Below are 15,827 nucleotides of genomic sequence, written 5' to 3' on the forward strand. Positions count from 1 at the left end.
CTGTATCGGAACGATTGCGAACCGAACCGAATTGGCGCATGGCCCGTCGCGATCAAGCGAGGACATTATGGCTGCCAACTGGGCCCCCGATAGCTGGACCGCCGCCGAGGCGCGCCAGATGCCCGATTATCCCGACACCGCGGCGCTGACCGCCGCCACCGACACGCTGGCCACCTATCCCCCGCTGGTGTTCGCCGGCGAGGCGCGCAGCCTGACGCGCGAGCTGGGCGAAGTGGCCGCGGGCCGTGGCTTCCTGTTGCAGGGTGGCGATTGCGCCGAGAGCTTTGCCGAGCATAGCGCGAACAACATCCGCGATACGTTCCGCGTCATCCTGCAGATGGCGGTCGTGCTGACCTGGGCATCGAAGCTGCCGGTGGTGAAGGTCGGCCGGATGGCGGGCCAGTTCGCCAAGCCGCGTTCGACCCCGACCGAGACGATCGATGGCGTCGAGTTGCCGTCCTATCGCGGCGACAACGTCAACGACATCGCCTTCACCCCCGAATCGCGGCATCCCGATCCGCAGCGGATGATCCGCGCCTATGCGCAGGGTGCGGCGACGCTGAACCTGCTGCGTGCCTTCGCGCAGGGTGGCTATGCGAACCTGCATCAGGTGCATCGCTGGACGCACGACTTCATGGGCCGCAGCCCGTGGACCAAGAAATATGCCGAGACCGCCGACCGGATCGGCGAGGCGCTGGAATTCATGGCGGCATGCGGGATCGACCCCGAAACCGTGCCGCAGCTGGCGCAGACGCATTTCTACACCAGCCACGAAGCCCTGCTGCTGCCGTTCGAACAGGCGCTGACCCGGCAGGATTCGCTGACCGGCGACTGGTACGACACCTCCGCGCACTTCCTCTGGATCGGCGACCGTACCCGGTTCGAGGGGTCGGCCCATGTCGAATTCCTTCGCGGCATCGGCAACCCGATCGGCGTGAAGTGCGGCCCCAGCCTGGAGCCGGACGCGCTGTTGCGGATGCTGGACACGCTGAATCCCGGCCGCGTGCCGGGCCGAATGACGCTCATCACCCGCTATGGCTATGACAAGATCGAGGCGCATTTGCCCAAGCTGGTCCGCGCCGTGACGCGCGAGGGACATCCGGTGGTGTGGAGCTGCGACCCGATGCACGGCAACACGGTGAAGGCGACGACCGGCTATAAGACGCGGCCGTTCGACCGCATCCTGGCTGAAGTGCGCGGCTTCTTCGCCGTCCACCGTGCCGAGGGCACGCATGCCGGCGGCATCCATGCCGAAATGACCGGCCAGAACGTGACCGAATGCACCGGCGGCGCCGTCGATGTGACCGAGCAGTCGCTGGCCGATCGTTACCACACCCATTGCGATCCGCGCCTGAATGCCGGCCAGAGCCTGGAGCTGGCATTCCTGCTGGCGGAAATGCTCAACGCCGAGATGGCCGAGCGCCGGCTGGTCGCCGCCTGACAGTTTATCCGGCGGGGCCGCTTGACGGCAGCCCCGCCCCCGGATAAACGCCCGCTTCCACTGCATACGGCCCCTTCGTCTAGCGGTTAGGACGACGCCCTCTCACGGCGTAAGCACGAGTTCGATTCTCGTAGGGGTCACCAGTCAAGCGCGCTATCGCGTTGATCTTGGCTGACAAGTGGCAGGTTATCCGGACTTGCACCACGGAGTGCCCACATTTTGCTTGGGTCATGATGGTATGATTCGGGATATGACGGGACTGGTTGCGGCTATCGGCCGCCCCCGATCGCGTATGGTGGCGCGTCTCATTCTGAGAAATGTGCATTGACCGCCGGTCCGCACGACCCACTGAACAGCCGATTGTCTCGCCCGCTACGCCCCGGGACAGACGGCTTGTCCAGACAATGCAGTTTCATCTTCGCCCGTTGGGCGTTCGTCAGAATATTGCGATCCATCCAAAGCGTGAATCACATCCAGGCCTAAATATGGATCCCCACACTCCCTGGTCCAGACGACGGCTCCACATCGTATCGTGGGATCGACTCTCAGGCAGCGAAAAAAATGCGTCATCTATATGCGCGCTATATGCCTTTTCCTGAAATCGATCTCGAATTGCTACGCTGGATGCGCCTAATCGCACATCCCTGAAGGCATCGTCGTGTGACGAGCGCCGCTCAAGGGGTGCAACAATGAAGTTCCTTCATGCGGCCGTGGTCGTCGCGATTGTGGGTTTTCCGATCACCGCGCAGGCACAATCGACGGCAAACGATAAGGCCGAAGCTGCCAACGCCGCTGCATCATCCTCGACGCTGACCGTCAGCGGATCCGCTTCGATCGCGTCCGACTACCGGTTTCGAGGTGTGTCGCAGTCGGATCAGGAGATGGCTGTGCAGGGCGGCATCACCATCGTGCACGAGAGCGGCCTTTACGTCGGCACATGGGCATCGAACCTCGCCGGCTGGGGCACCTTCGGCGGAGCGAACATGGAGCTCGACCTGATCGGGGGCTACAAGGCGAAGCTCGCCGACGATGCGGCGCTCGACATCGGCCTGACCTGGTACATGTATCCGGGCGGCGCCGACAGGACCGACTTTGCCGAACCCTATGTGAAGCTGACCGGGACATCCGGTCCTGCGACACTCACCGCCGGCGTCGCCTATGCGCCCAGGCAGCAGGCGATCGGCAAATGGTACGACACCGGTATTGATGCCGCGAACGGCATCTTCAAGAATCCCGGCGACAAGGACGACAACCTCTATCTGTGGGGCGATGGCGCGATGGCGCTTGCCGGTACGCCGGTTACCGCCAGGGTACATGTGGGGCATAGCTGGGGTCAGGATGGCCTGGGGCCGAATGCGACCGCAGTCGCGCCGACCGGCGAATACTGGGACTGGTCGCTCGGTGCCGATGCCACCTACAGGAATCTGACGTTCAATGTCAGCTACATCGACACCGACATTTCGAACCGGGAGGCGACGTACCTCCGCCCCAGCTTCAGCAAGGGTCAGGACGGCACCGGCAATATCGCTGGCGGCACGGTCGTGCTCTCGCTGACGGCTGCCTTCTGACCTTCTGAAAGGACATCTGATGCAGGACTTGCTCTGGATCGCGATCATGGTCGGGCTGGTGGCGCTTACGCTCGCCTATGTCCGCCTGTGCGACAACGCCTGAGGACACGGCGATGACCCTCGACCTTTGGCTGGCGGCGCTCACTGCGCTTGGCCTCCTCGCCTACCTTGTGGCGGTCCTGATCCGCCCCGAACGCTTTTGACGGAGGCGGACCGATGACATTCCAGGGCTGGTTCCTGATCCTTGCCTTTATCGGCATCCTGCTCGCACTGGCGAAACCGGTCGGCCTGTGGCTTTTCGCTCTGTATGAGGGGCGGCGCACGCCGCTCCACATCGTGCTTGGCCCGGTCGAACGCGGCTTCTACGCGCTGTCCGGCATCGACCCGAACGAAGAGCAGGGCTGGCGCCGCTACGCGGTGCATATGTTGCTCTTCAACGCCATCCTCATGGCGTTCACTTATGCGGTGCTCCGTTTGCAGGGGGTGCTGCCGGGGAACCCGCAGGGGCTCGCCGGGGTGGGCGAGCATCTGTCGTTCAATACCGCGATCAGCTTCACCGCCAACACCAACTGGCAGAGCTATGGCGGCGAGAGCACCATGTCGAACCTCAGCCAGATGCTGGGGCTGACGATCCACAATTTCCTGTCGGCCGCGACCGGCATCGCGCTCGCTTTTGCGCTGTTCCGCGGCTTCGCCCGACGCGAGACAAAGGCGATCGGCAACTTCTGGGCCGACATGACCCGGATCACGCTCTACCTGTTGCTGCCGCTCTGCGTCGCGCTGACGATCTTCTATATCGCCAGCGGCGTGCCCCAGACGCTTGCCGGCGTCGTCGAGGTACAGACGCTGGAAGGTGCGCGGCAGTCGATCCTGCTCGGGCCGGTCGCGAGCCAGGAAGCCATCAAGATGCTTGGTACGAACGGTGGCGGCTTCTTCAACGCGAACAGCGCGCACCCGTTCGAGAATCCGACGGCGCTGACCAACTTCATTCAGATGCTGTCGATCTTCGTGATCGGCGTCGGCTTGACCTGGACCTTCGGCAAGGCAGTCGGCAACACCCGCCAAGGGTGGGCGATCCTGTCCGCCATGATGATCCTGTTCCTGGCCGGCACCACGGCCACCTACTGGGCCGAGGCAGCCGGCAATCCGGTGCTGCACAGTCTCGGCGTGGCGGGCGGTAACATGGAAGGCAAGGAGGTACGCTTCGGCATCGCCGCGTCCGCCCTGTTCTCGGTCGTCACCACCGCCGCGTCGTGCGGTGCTGTGAATGCCATGCACGACAGCTTTACCGCTCTCGGTGGCATGATCCCGCTGTTCAACATGCAGTTGGGCGAGGTCGTCATTGGCGGTGTCGGTGCCGGCATCTACGGCTTCCTGCTGTTCGCCGTCCTCGCGGTGTTCGTCGCCGGTTTGATGGTCGGTCGCACGCCCGAATATGTCGGCAAGAAGATCGAGGCTCGGGAAGTGAAGCTTGCGGTGCTCGCGATCGCGGTGCTGCCGTTGACGATACTCGGCTTCACCGCGCTCTCGTCCGTCGTGGGTCAGGGCCTCGCGGGTCCGCTCAACAAGGGGCCGCATGGCTTCTCGGAGATTCTCTACGCCTTCACCAGCGCGGTCGCGAACAACGGATCGGCCTTTGCGGGTCTTACCGCCAACACACCCTATTACAACGGGTTGCTGGGCGTCGCGATGTGGATCGGCCGCTTCTTCATCATCGTGCCGATGCTGGCCATCGCCGGCAGCCTGGCTGCGAAGAAATATACGCCGGAAAGTGCGGGCTCGTTCCCGACGACAGGCGGCCTCTGGGTGGGGCTGCTGGTCGGCATCATCCTGATCCTGGGCGGTCTGACCTTCCTGCCGAGCCTCGCGCTCGGTCCCATCGCCGATCATCTGATGATGATCCGCGGGCAACTCTCGTAAGGGCGCCGGACATGGCCCAAGACACCCAGAAACGCTCCCAGACCAAGAGCCTGTTCACCGCCGACCTCGTCGTGCCGGCGATCAAGGCCTCGTTCCTCAAGCTCAACCCACGCGAACTCGTTCGCAACCCGGTGATGTTCGTTACCGCCGCCGTCGCGGCGCTGATGACCGTCCTGCTCGTGATCGGGCAGGACGATCTGTCGGTCGGCTTCAAGCTGCAACTGGTGATCTGGCTGTGGCTGACCGTCCTGTTCGGCACGTTTGCGGAGGCTCTCGCGGAAGGACGCGGCAAGGCGCAGGCGGCATCCCTGCGCGCCACCAAGGCGGAACTGACCGCCAAGCGCCTAAAGGGCGACGGTCGCCAGTTCGACGCCGTGCCTGCCAGCCAGCTCAGGGTGGGCGACATCGTGCTGGTGGAGACGAACGATCTGATCCCGTCGGACGGCGATGTCGTCTCGGGCGTTGCCTCCGTCAACGAGGCGGCGATCACCGGCGAGAGCGCGCCGGTGATCCGCGAGGCGGGCGGGGATCGATCGGCGGTGACCGCGGGTACGCGCGTTATCTCCGACGAAATCCGCGTCAAGGTGACGGTCGAGCCCGGCAAGGGCTTCCTCGACCGGATGATCGCGCTGGTCGAAGGCGCCGAGCGACAGAAGACACCTAACGAGATCGCCCTCACGCTGTTGCTGGTCGGCCTCACGATCATCTTTCTGATCGCGGTCGGGACCATCCCCGGCTTCGCCACCTATGCCGACGGATCCATACCCGTGGCGATCCTGGCGGCACTGCTCGTCACGCTGATCCCGACAACGATCGCGGCGCTGCTGTCGGCGATCGGGATTGCCGGGATGGATCGTCTGGTAAGGTTCAACGTGCTCGCCAAGTCGGGCCGCGCGGTGGAAGCGGCAGGCGACATCGACGTGCTGTTGCTGGACAAGACCGGCACGATCACGATCGGCGACCGCCAGGCGAGCGAATTCCGGTCGGTGTCCGGAACCAGCACTCAGGAACTGGCCGAGGCCGCGCTGGTAGCCAGCCTCGCCGACGAAACGCCGGAAGGCCGCTCGATCGTGCTGCTTGCCCGCGAACAATTCCACGTCGCGACCGCCGAGCTGGCCGTCGGTGCCGAGATCATCCCGTTCACGGCGCAAACCCGTATTTCGGGCGTGAAGGTTGGTGGATCGCTGATCCAGAAGGGCGCGGTGGATTCGATCCTGCGCGCCAATCCGGGGTCGGGTGAAACGGCGGTCGCGACCGAACTGCGCCGCATCACCGACGAGATCGCGCGTGCAGGCGGTACGCCGCTCGCGGTCGCGCGGGACGGCCGTCTGCTCGGTGCGATCTTCCTGAAGGACGTGGTGAAGGCTGGCATTCGCGAGCGTTTCGGCGAGCTGCGCGCCATGGGCATTCGCACGGTGATGATCACCGGCGACAATCCGCTCACCGCCGCGGCGATCGCGGCAGAGGCGGGGGTGGACGATTTCCTCGCCCAGGCCACGCCCGAGGACAAGCTGGAGCTGATCCGCAAGGAGCAGACCGGCGGGCGGCTTGTCGCGATGTGCGGCGACGGCACCAACGACGCGCCGGCGCTGGCGCAGGCCGATGTCGGCGTCGCGATGAACACCGGTACGCAGGCGGCGCGCGAAGCCGGCAACATGGTGGATCTCGACAGCGATCCTACCAAACTGATCGAGGTCGTCGGCCTCGGCAAGCAGTTGCTGATGACGCGGGGGGCGCTGACGACCTTCTCGGTCGCCAATGACGTGGCGAAATATTTCGCCATCATCCCGGCGATGTTCGTCGTCCTTTATCCGGGGCTCGGCGTGCTGAACGTGATGCGGCTGGGATCGCCTGAAAGCGCGATCCTGTCGGCGATCATCTTCAACGCCGTCGTCATTCCGTGCCTCGTCCCACTGGCGCTCCGCGGTGTTGCCTACAAACCGATGGCAGCCGGACCACTGCTCGCCCGCAACCTCGCGATCTACGGCCTTGGTGGTCTGATCGCCCCGTTCATCGGCATCAAATTCATCGACCTCGTGGTCGGTGGCCTCGGTCTCGCGTAAGGAAAGAAAGACATGGGCAAGGATTTCTCCTCCGCACTGCGGCCCGCGATCGTCATGACGATCCTGTTCGCGGTCCTTCTCGGACTCGTCTATCCGCTTGCCATGACCGGCATCGGCCAGACGCTCTTCCCCGCTCAGGCGAACGGCAGCCTGGTGCGGGACGCACGTGGCACGGTCGTCGGCTCGAGCGTATTGGGTCAGGCATTCACGGCAGACCGTTATTTCCAGACCCGGCCATCGGCCGCCGGCAAGGGCTATGATGGTCTGGCATCGTCAGGTTCGAACCTTGGTCCGGCAAGCCAGGCCCTCGTCGACCGCGTGAAGCCGGACGTCGCGAAACGTCGTGCCGAAGGCGTGCCCGGCCCCGTACCGGTCGATCTGGTCACCGCCAGCGGTTCTGGCCTCGACCCCGATCTCTCACCGGCTGCCGCACTGACCCAGGCGCCGCGTATCGCCCGCGTTCGCGGCGTGCCGGTCGACCGGGTTCGCACGCTGGTGGCCGATGCAACCCAGGCGTCCATCCTGGGTGACGCCCATGTCAACGTACTGGCCCTCAACCGTGCTCTCGACACGCTGTCAGGGGCCAGCACCGCCGGCGCACGCCCGCGCTGATGCCTGTCTCGGGCGCTAAACGACCTGACCCGGACGCCCTTCTGCGCGCAGCCGCGCAGGAGGGAAGAGGGCGCTTCAAGATTTTCCTTGGCGCCGCTCCCGGAGTCGGCAAGACGTTCGAGATGCTGTCCGAGGGCGCCGCGCGTAAACGGGACGGCGTCGATGTCATCGTCGGCGTGGTGGAAACCCACGGTCGTGCGGAAACCGAGGCGCTGACCCGCGGTCACGAGATCATACCCCGGCGAGCGATAGACTATGAAGGCCGGACGCTTCGGGAAATGGACCTGGACGCGATCCTTGCACGATCACCCCGCCTCGTCCTTGTCGACGAACTTGCCCATACAAATGCGCCGGGCAGTCGCCATCCGAAACGCTATCAGGACGTCGAGGAACTGCTGGTCGCCGGCATCGATGTCTATTCGACCGTCAACATCCAGCACGTCGAGAGCCTGAACGATGTCGTCGCCAGTTTCACCCGCGTGCGGGTGCGGGAAACCGTACCGGACAGCGTCCTGGAAATGGCCGAGATCGAGGTCGTCGACATTCCGCCCGACGAATTGATCGAGCGGCTGCGGGCCGGCAAGGTCTATCTGCCGCATGAAGCGACGCGCGCGTTGTCGCACTTCTTCTCCAAATCAAACCTGTCGGCACTGCGTGAACTGGCGTTGCGGCGCGCGGCGCAGGCGGTCGATGCCCGGATGCTCGACGACGTCCGCGCGCTGGGACTTGGCGGCACCTGGGCGGGCAGCGACCGGATCGTCGTCGCGATCAACGAGTTGCCCGGCGCCGACACGCTGGTGCGCGCCGCCAAGCGGGTAGCGGATGGCCTGCGCGGTCCCTGGACCGCCGTCTTTATCGAAACCCCGCGCGCGGCGCATTTTTCCGATGCCCAGCATCAGCGCGTCGCCGCCGCCATGACGCTGGCGACGCAGCTCGGCGCTGCCGTTGCGACCGTTCCCGCGACCGATGTCGTGGAGGGTATCCAGAACTTCCTCGCCGACGCCCGGGCGACCCAGCTGGTCATGGGCAAGTCGCGGCGGTCGCGCTCGTTCGAATTCCTGCACGGCTCCGTCGTCGATCGGGTGATCCGCAACACCCCGGGCGTTACCGTCCATGTCTTGCCCGTCGTGTCCGATCAGGCCGACCGGGACCGTGGTCGACGCAGACCCGCGCGATGGGGCACGCCCGCCGGCTATGCGATCACCACCGCGCTTGTCGCCGGCATCACCGGCATCGCCAGCGCGCTGTTCCACGTGCTCGACCTAGGCAACGTCGCGCTTCTGTATCTCTTGCCGGTGATGGCGGCTGCGAGCCTGTATGGTCTTCGCACCGGCCTCTACGCCGGCATCGCCTCAAGCCTGGCCTATAATTTCTTCTTCCTGCCGCCCGTCGGTACGCTGAGCATCAGCAATCCCGAAAACCTGATCTCGGTCGTTGTCCTTCTCGGCATCGCGATCGCCACCAGCCAACTGACCTCGCGCGTCCGGGCACAGGCCGATCTGGCGGCGGCCAGCGCCCGGACGAATGCGACGCTGGCCGGCTTCCTTCGCCAGATCACGAGTGTCAACGACATCGACGTCGCCGCGCAGATGATCTGCGACGATGTGCGGGGTCTGCTCGACGTGCAGGTGGTACTGCTGGTGCGCGGGGCGGGCACGGGCCTCGACATCCTCGCGACGAGCGACGCCGCCTATCGTCTCGGCACGATGGACACCGCGGCTGCCACATGGGCGCTGGACACCGGCATGCCGGCTGGAAAAGGCTCCGGCACCCTCGCGGCGTCGGAGTGGCTGTTCCAGCCGTTGAAGGCAGGCGGCCGGGTCCTCGGCGTCCTCGGCATCGCCAAGGATACGACGGCCGACCCGGTGCGGGCCGATCAGTTGCCTTTGCTCAGCAGCCTGCTCGATCAATCCGCGCTCGTGCTCGAACGGCTGCGGCTGGAGGTCGAAATGCGCGACGTCGAGACGGTGCGAACCCGGGATCGCTTGCGCGCTGCGCTTCTATCTTCGGTCAGTCACGACCTGCGGACGCCGCTTACGGCCGTCATCGCGGCAGCCGCGCAGCTGCACCATGGCGCCACCCCCGAACTGATCGGCACGATCGAAAGCGAGGCCGCCCGCCTTAATCGCTTTGTCGCCAACCTCCTCGACATGGCCCGCGTCGAGGCGGGGGCATTGAAACTGAAGATCGAGGCGACCGACCTTGAGGAAGCGGTCACCGGCGCCGCGCACGATGCACGGCGCGCGTTGGAAGGTCATGCCCTCCGGCTCGATGTTCCGCCTGGCCTCCCGCTGGTCCGGGCCGACCCGCAGCTTCTCCATCACTGCCTGCTTAACCTGCTCGACAATGCCGGTCGCTATGCCGATCCGGGTACCGACATCGTTATCGAAGGCAGCAATCGCTTTGGGGAGCTTCGCCTGGTCGTCATGGATCACGGGCCGGGCTTGCCGCCCGGGCGGGAGAAGGAGGTATTCGAGACGTTCCGGCGGCTTGAGGGCTCCGATCGGGCCATCGGTGGTACGGGCCTCGGTCTGGCAATCGTCAAGGCGTTTGCCGAGGCAATGGGCATGACGGTCGAAGCTGCGAACCGGGGTGACGGCGCGGGTGCCGCTTTCACGCTGGTCTTTCCCCCCGGCCTCATCGTCCGTGATCCCGCACCGGAAGGTCTGACCTGACATGCCTGCCAAAATTCTTGTGGTGGACGATGAACTCGCCATCCGCCGTCTGCTGCGCAACACACTCGTCCGGGCCGGTTACACCGTCGTCGAGGCCGAAGACGGCCGGCAAGCCCTGCATCAGGCAGCGGCCGAACACCCCAGCGCCGTACTGCTCGATCTCGGCCTGCCGGACCGTGACGGATTGACGCTCATTCCCTTGCTGCGGACGCATGGCGACGCCGTCATCCTGGTGGTGTCCGCACGCGACGCGGTCGACGAGAAGGTGACCGCGCTCGACCTCGGCGCAGACGATTTCGTCTGCAAGCCGTTCGACACCGACGAGCTGCTCGCACGGCTTCGCGTAGCCCTTCGCCATCACGGCTTGTCCGAGACGATGCAGAAGATCGTGCGACGCGGTGACATCAGCATCGATCTCGATCGTCGGGTCGTTCTTCGCGGGACCCAGGAACTGCATCTCACCCGCAAGGAATATGACGTGCTCGCCGTGCTGACCCGACATATCGGCCGGGTTGTGACGCATGAACGCGTACTGGCGGCTGCATGGGGAGGAGACGACGAGCCACGCGTCGAGTATCTTCGCATTGTAATCCGCAACCTTCGTCAGAAGCTGGAACACCCGGGCCCGGTCGGCAGCGTGATCGCCAACGAACTCGGTGTAGGCTATCGTCTTCGCTCCGACGTATGACGGAACTTCCGTTTTCAGAAGCAGGGCGGCGCCTATCCATTTGCAGTCGTTAGGGGCACTCTTCGGGCTCCCGAGCTTGACCGGCTGTCTGCATGGCTTGAGGTGGCGACTGGCTCGCGGCTTGTTTAAGCGGAAGATGCAAACAGCCGATCCTCGTTCCCGTCGGACCCGTCACCGTTCAAATGTCGCGCTCACCCTGCCGCCTTGCGCAGGATGCGGGATAATTGCTCGACGGAATAGGGTTTGTGCAACAGCTCGAAACCATGGGTTCCGTCCTGGGCAAGCACGTTGCTGTAGCCCGAGGTCAGTACCACCGGCAAATCAGGGTAGGTTGACCGGATCACCTTTCCGAATTCGATCCCGTTCATGCCGGGCATCATGACATCGGAGAAAACGATGTCGAACCGCGACGCATCGCTGGCCAGTTCGGCCAGGGCCTCCTGCGCATCGGCAGCCCACACCGTCTCATAGCCCAGTTCGGCAAGTGATTGGGTCGTGAATATTCCGACATCCCTGTTGTCCTCGACCACCAGGACGCAGGTACCATGACCATCTGCCAGGGCTTCCAGCGCAGCGCCGCCTGCGGCGACCCCTCCCCCGTTGGCGCTCGGCAGATACAGCGTGAAGGTGGTTCCGTGCCCGACTTCGCTCTCTACCAGAATCTCGCCATCAGACTGCTTGGCAAATCCGAACACCTGGCTGAGACCAAGACCGGTTCCCTGGCCGACACCCTTGGTGGTGAAGAATGGCTCAAAGATGCGCTCCAGCCTGTCAGGTTCGATGCCTGACCCCGTATCCGTCATCGAGATCGCTACATACTGCCCTTCGACGGCGGGATGCGAACGAACCGCAGGGATGAATGAAGCGGGCCGGACCGCGATATCGATACGCCCGGCGCCGTCCATCGCGTCGCGCGCGTTCACGGCCATGTTGACCAACGCCGTATCGAGCTGGCTGGTATCGACGTTCGTGAAGCAAGGTACCTCTGGCAGATCGATATCGATCGTTATCCTTGAGCCGGTCAACGTTCCCAACATGTCCGATATCACCCGCAGGCTCTGACCCACGTCGATAACCTCAGGCCGCAAGGCCTGACGCCGTGCAAAGGCAAGCAGCTGGCCGGTGAGCTTGGCGGCACGATCGGCGGTGTCGGAGATCGCATCGATGTACCGCGCCTGCCGCTCCGGGCTGAGACCCGGGCGCTTCAGGAGATCCGTGGCCGACCGGATTACGGTCAAAAGATTGTTGAAGTCGTGTGCGACCCCCCCGGTAAGCTGGCCGACCGCCTCCATCTTTTGCGATTGCCGGAGCGCGTCTTCGGCGTGTTGCAGTTCTCCGGTCCGGGCAATCACCTGTTGTTCGAGAGACGAGGCCAGCGCTGCCAATGCCTGTTCCGTCCGACGACGCTCCGTGGCGATCCTGGTCCGCTCGGCCACCTCTCGCGCGAACATGGTCTCGTCCGAACGCCAGCGCCGCGCCCGGCCGCTGCCGAGGTAGAGCATCGCCACCAGCTGGCCGTTCTCCATGATCGGCATGTTGATGATGGCACGCGCGTCGACCGCCTCGAGGGCATCGACCGTTGGCGCGGTGCGCGGATCGAGGCGGGCATCTTCGATACAGACTTCATCGCCACGCTTCAGGTCATCGATATATGATCCGAAGTCCCGCAGGTTGAAGGTGCCTGAGAGCTGACTGACGCCCGGCGCGGTCCAGTCACGCGTTACGGTTATCGTCTCGGTCACGGGATCGATCTCGCCGTAACCGACCCTGCTCAGATCGACGGTGCGGCCGATGATCGCAGCAGCGGCAAGGCTGATGTCCTCGGGGCAATCCGTGTCGCGGAACATGTCACCCAGCTCGACCAGAGCGACACGCATGATCTCGTTGCGACGCTGATCGGTAATGTCGGTCGAAACGCCGGAAATGCGCAGTGCCCTGCCCTCGGCATCGAAGAAGGGCTGGCCCCGCGATCCGATCCAGCGCAGTTCACCATCCGCGCGGAAAATCCGGTAGATGACGTCATAGTCGGTCCCCTCTTCGACGCAGCGTCGGACTTCGGCAATGCTGATCGCACGGTCGTCAGGATGGATCGCAGCCAGCCGCTCGGCATAGCTGAACGGCTCATCGATCGGTCGGCCGAAGATTTCCTTGCAGGTTTCGGACGCCGTTAGCTGCCTTGTCTCGATCTCGAGGCTCCAGGTGCCAAACCGGGCAGCTTTCAGCGTGAACGCCAGTTCGCGTTCCTGTTCCTGCTGCAGGCGCAGTCGATCGGTGAGTTCGGCCATGAGCGAGGCATTGCTCGTCTCCAGCCCCTTCAATCGCTCTCGCTCAAGGGTCACATCGACCTGGCTGGCAAAGAAATAGGCCAGAACACCCTCGGTATCGTACACCGGCGCCATCAGCAGCCGATTCCAGAATGACTCCCCGTCCTTGCGATAATTTTGGATGTCGATCTCGATCGACTCCACCCGCCGCACGGCTTCGCGGATTTTCCTCACGGTATCCGGATCCGTGTCCGGCCCTTGCAGAAAGCGACAATTACGCCCGAGGATCTCCTCCCGCCCGTAGCCCGTCAGGCGACAAAACGAGTCATTGGTGAATACGACAGGATTGTCCGACAGTCTGGGATTGGTGATGATCATCGGCATGCGCGTGGCGCGCACGGCCGCCACAAACGGATCGGTTCCAAGATCCTCACCGATCAGTTCCGACGCGATCCGTTCCGCGTCAGCGGTCAACGGCCGCACGTCCTCGAACGCGCGATCAATCATATCAGTCAAGGCCGTCGCTCGTTGGTTGCCGCTAAGTCACTGACATCTAGGTCATGATCCGGTTGACGGCAACGTCGGGCCTGGGGTGGGTTGCAATCGGTGCCTACGCGACGATTTTAGCCTATTCGACCTTGCCATGCGGCAACGGAATAGCGTCGCCCGGTGATCCGCAACAAGAATGGCGTAACTTTAGTGGTCGTCGAACGGCGTACTCTCGTCAGCGTCGTTAGCCATGGCTGGTCGAAGATGGCGCATCCGCGTCCAGCGAAAGCGTGCGGGCGATGACGCGTAGCAAGTCGCCAACCGGATCGTCCGCTTGATCCGTGCACTGCGCCAGTGCGATCTGACCGGCCGTATCGGTCGCGATCTCGACGACGGCGATGGCTCGATCGAGGGGAAGCCGTCCATTTGCCACCAATTCGTGGATCAGGCTTTCCACCAGCAAGAGCGCCGCCTGCCCGGCCGAGGCGGTAATGCCCGGAGCCGCATCGCCCTCATGCAAACCATATTTGCGCATCGCGGCCATTCCAAGCAGCAGGCGAAGGCATGAACCTCCAGCCGTCGTTGCCTGTTACAGTGTCGACGATTGGGCATAGATAACGGTAAATTCCGAGCAACGCCATTTCTGATATTAATTTCTTATAATATTCATATACAATATTTTTGCTGCTGTTTCTGTATAGTTTTGATCGCGATGACTAATCGCTTTATCACCAAGCTGAACGGCTTTGTCGATTTGACGGCGGATGAGGTGTCGGCGCTGCGCGAGGCGACCGCCTTTCCCCGCCGTTTTGACGCCCGTCAGGACCTCATTCGAGAAGGCGATACGCCGGGACCGGTATTCGTCGTGCTCGACGGCTGGGTATGCCGCTACAAGATCCTGCCCGCCGGTACGCGCCAGATCATCGCATTCCTGTTGCCGGGTGATGCCTGCGATCTGCACATGGGCATGTTTCCGGAGATGGATCACAGCATCCAGGCGCTGACACCGGCACGGGTGGCGGTGATCCCACAAGCCGACATGAACGGGATGATGGAAAAGCATCGCGGCATCGCCCGCGCCATGTACATGGCGCAGTTGGTCGACGAGGCGACCTTGCGCGCCTGGATCGTCAGCATGGGCCGGCGCAGCAGCGCGGAACGCGTCGCGCACCTGGTATGTGAGCTCTATCTCCGCGCCCAGGGCAGCGGGCTGGCCACCGGCAGCGAGTTCGCCTTGCCACTCTCCCAGATCGTCCTGGCCGACACGCTGGGAATGACGCCTGTGCACATCAACCGGGTGCTGAAGGAGTTGCGTCTCGCCGGCACCATGAAACTGGCCCGTGGCAGTCTGACGATCATCGACCCGATCCGGCTCGTCCAGATCGCCGGCTTCGATGAGAACTACCTGCACCGCCGGCTTGGTCGGTCGGTCGCGGCGGAGGAAAAATGAACAAATTAAAGGTCGGCAACCTTAATCTGCGCTAATACCGCTACGCTCTGTCATCGCTAACTTCCCTGCCAATCGGGGGTGGCGCATGTCCGGTAGATTGATCAGCTCAAGCAGGTTGAGGCAGACTTCCTATTCGGCCCAGATTCGAATGCTGATCGATCTGTTCAGCCAGCCCACTGCGCCATGCAATTCGGTGCTGCCGACTGGCAGTGCTGCGACCCTGGCACCGCTTTGGGCAGCCGATGCTCTGCACCGGGCCAATAATCTTGCCCAGATGGCATCGGCGCTGGAATTAACATCAGGCCGCAATGCCCTGGGTGGATCGATCAAGGAAGTTGGCGTCACGGCACGCGCCCTGGCTCGTGCTTATGCCGAACTCGGGGCGCGGGAATTGACGGGGATCGTAGTACCCTGCCGACCACTGCTGGAGGCGATCGTCACCAGACTGGTCGAACTGTTCCGGGGTGACCGAACGATCGACCTCACGCTTTCCCTCGCCGATCTCGGTCTTCCTGCCGACCGGCGGCGGGCACTGACCCTGATCGCCAGCGAACTCGTCATCAATGCGCCGAAGTACGCTTTTCCAGAAAATCACGCGGGTCATTTGACCGTCAGCCTGACCAGAACAGCAGATGTCGTGGAACTGATCGTTGCCGA

General features: G+C 63.7%; 11 protein-coding genes, 1 tRNA gene and 1 pseudogene. 11 read left to right on the forward strand and 2 right to left on the reverse strand.

The genetic code is table 11. The features are described 5' to 3' along the window. Positions 1-67 precede the first annotated feature (67 nt). The 9 genes from JAO74_RS09585 to JAO74_RS09625 all read left to right on the forward strand — a co-directional run bounded on the left by JAO74_RS09585 (position 68) and on the right by JAO74_RS09625 (position 10,967). Positions 68-1,441 (forward strand): class II 3-deoxy-7-phosphoheptulonate synthase, encoded by a 1,374-nt coding sequence (locus JAO74_RS09585; RefSeq protein WP_199037335.1) that lies wholly within the window; start codon positions 68-70, stop codon positions 1,439-1,441. Positions 1,442-1,509: 68 nt separating this feature from the next. After that, positions 1,510-1,584: transfer RNA gene (locus JAO74_RS09590), tRNA-Glu, on the forward strand. A 546-nt stretch (positions 1,585-2,130) separates the two neighbouring features. Then, positions 2,131-3,009 carry a TorF family putative porin gene (locus JAO74_RS09595; RefSeq protein WP_199037337.1) on the forward strand — a complete coding sequence of 293 codons (879 nt, stop codon included), beginning with the start codon at positions 2,131-2,133 and terminating at the stop codon, positions 3,007-3,009. Between the two features lie 113 nt (positions 3,010-3,122). Further along, positions 3,123-3,212 carry a K(+)-transporting ATPase subunit F gene (gene kdpF, locus JAO74_RS09600; protein WP_041864902.1) on the forward strand — a complete coding sequence of 30 codons (90 nt, stop codon included), beginning with the start codon at positions 3,123-3,125 and terminating at the stop codon, positions 3,210-3,212. 13 nt (positions 3,213-3,225) lie between these two features. After that, positions 3,226-4,929: a potassium-transporting ATPase subunit KdpA gene (gene kdpA, locus JAO74_RS09605; RefSeq protein ID WP_199037339.1), complete on the forward strand. Its 1,704-nt coding sequence runs from the start codon at positions 3,226-3,228 to the stop codon at positions 4,927-4,929. 11 nt (positions 4,930-4,940) lie between these two features. Beyond that, the gene (kdpB, locus tag JAO74_RS09610; RefSeq protein ID WP_199037341.1) at positions 4,941-6,992 is read left to right on the forward strand and encodes a potassium-transporting ATPase subunit KdpB; all 2,052 of its coding nucleotides are present in this window, start codon (positions 4,941-4,943) and stop codon (positions 6,990-6,992) included. Between the two features lie 12 nt (positions 6,993-7,004). Further along, the gene (gene kdpC / locus JAO74_RS09615; protein WP_199037343.1) at positions 7,005-7,604 is read left to right on the forward strand and encodes a potassium-transporting ATPase subunit KdpC; all 600 of its coding nucleotides are present in this window, start codon (positions 7,005-7,007) and stop codon (positions 7,602-7,604) included. Continuing rightward, entirely contained in the window at positions 7,604-10,279 is a 2,676-nt protein-coding gene (locus JAO74_RS09620; RefSeq protein ID WP_199037345.1) for a sensor histidine kinase, read from the forward strand. Before kdpC ends, JAO74_RS09620 begins: the two co-directional genes overlap by 1 nt. 1 nt (position 10,280) lies before the next feature. Continuing rightward, the gene (locus tag JAO74_RS09625; RefSeq protein WP_199037347.1) at positions 10,281-10,967 is read left to right on the forward strand and encodes a response regulator transcription factor; all 687 of its coding nucleotides are present in this window, start codon (positions 10,281-10,283) and stop codon (positions 10,965-10,967) included. 191 nt (positions 10,968-11,158) lie between these two features. Here the strand turns inward: JAO74_RS09625 and JAO74_RS09630 are convergent, their stop codons facing one another. After that, complete coding sequence (locus JAO74_RS09630) at positions 11,159-13,738, reverse strand: PAS domain-containing protein (RefSeq protein WP_199037417.1); 2,580 nt, start codon at positions 13,736-13,738, stop codon at positions 11,159-11,161. A gap of 226 nt (positions 13,739-13,964) precedes the next feature. After that, on the reverse strand, positions 13,965-14,255 hold the full coding sequence (locus JAO74_RS09635; RefSeq protein ID WP_233150832.1) for a hypothetical protein: 291 nt from the start codon (positions 14,253-14,255) through the stop codon (positions 13,965-13,967). Between the two features lie 234 nt (positions 14,256-14,489). Here JAO74_RS09635 and JAO74_RS09640 point away from each other — a divergent pair, with 234 nt between their 5' ends. After that, positions 14,490-15,170, forward strand: a complete 681-nt coding sequence (locus tag JAO74_RS09640) for a Crp/Fnr family transcriptional regulator (protein ID WP_332908774.1) — start codon at positions 14,490-14,492, stop codon at positions 15,168-15,170. A 148-nt stretch (positions 15,171-15,318) separates the two neighbouring features. Then, a pseudogene (locus JAO74_RS09645) lies at positions 15,319-15,827 on the forward strand (sensor histidine kinase); the annotation flags it as partial.

The sequence above is a fragment of the Sphingomonas mollis genome (assembly GCF_016427505.1).
Taxonomy (GTDB): domain Bacteria; phylum Pseudomonadota; class Alphaproteobacteria; order Sphingomonadales; family Sphingomonadaceae; genus Sphingomonas; species Sphingomonas mollis.

Coding starts and splice junctions, on each gene's coding strand:
- JAO74_RS09585 (WP_199037335.1), top strand. CDS start 68: ATGGCTGCCAACTGGGCCCCCGATAGCTGGACCGCCGCCGAGGCGCGC.
- JAO74_RS09595 (WP_199037337.1), top strand. CDS start 2,131: ATGAAGTTCCTTCATGCGGCCGTGGTCGTCGCGATTGTGGGTTTTCCG.
- kdpF (WP_041864902.1), top strand. CDS start 3,123: ATGACCCTCGACCTTTGGCTGGCGGCGCTCACTGCGCTTGGCCTCCTC.
- kdpA (WP_199037339.1), top strand. CDS start 3,226: ATGACATTCCAGGGCTGGTTCCTGATCCTTGCCTTTATCGGCATCCTG.
- kdpB (WP_199037341.1), top strand. CDS start 4,941: ATGGCCCAAGACACCCAGAAACGCTCCCAGACCAAGAGCCTGTTCACC.
- kdpC (WP_199037343.1), top strand. CDS start 7,005: ATGGGCAAGGATTTCTCCTCCGCACTGCGGCCCGCGATCGTCATGACG.
- JAO74_RS09620 (WP_199037345.1), top strand. CDS start 7,604: ATGCCTGTCTCGGGCGCTAAACGACCTGACCCGGACGCCCTTCTGCGC.
- JAO74_RS09625 (WP_199037347.1), top strand. CDS start 10,281: ATGCCTGCCAAAATTCTTGTGGTGGACGATGAACTCGCCATCCGCCGT.
- JAO74_RS09630 (WP_199037417.1), bottom strand. CDS start 13,738: ATGATTGATCGCGCGTTCGAGGACGTGCGGCCGTTGACCGCTGACGCG.
- JAO74_RS09635 (WP_233150832.1), bottom strand. CDS start 14,255: ATGCGCAAATATGGTTTGCATGAGGGCGATGCGGCTCCGGGCATTACC.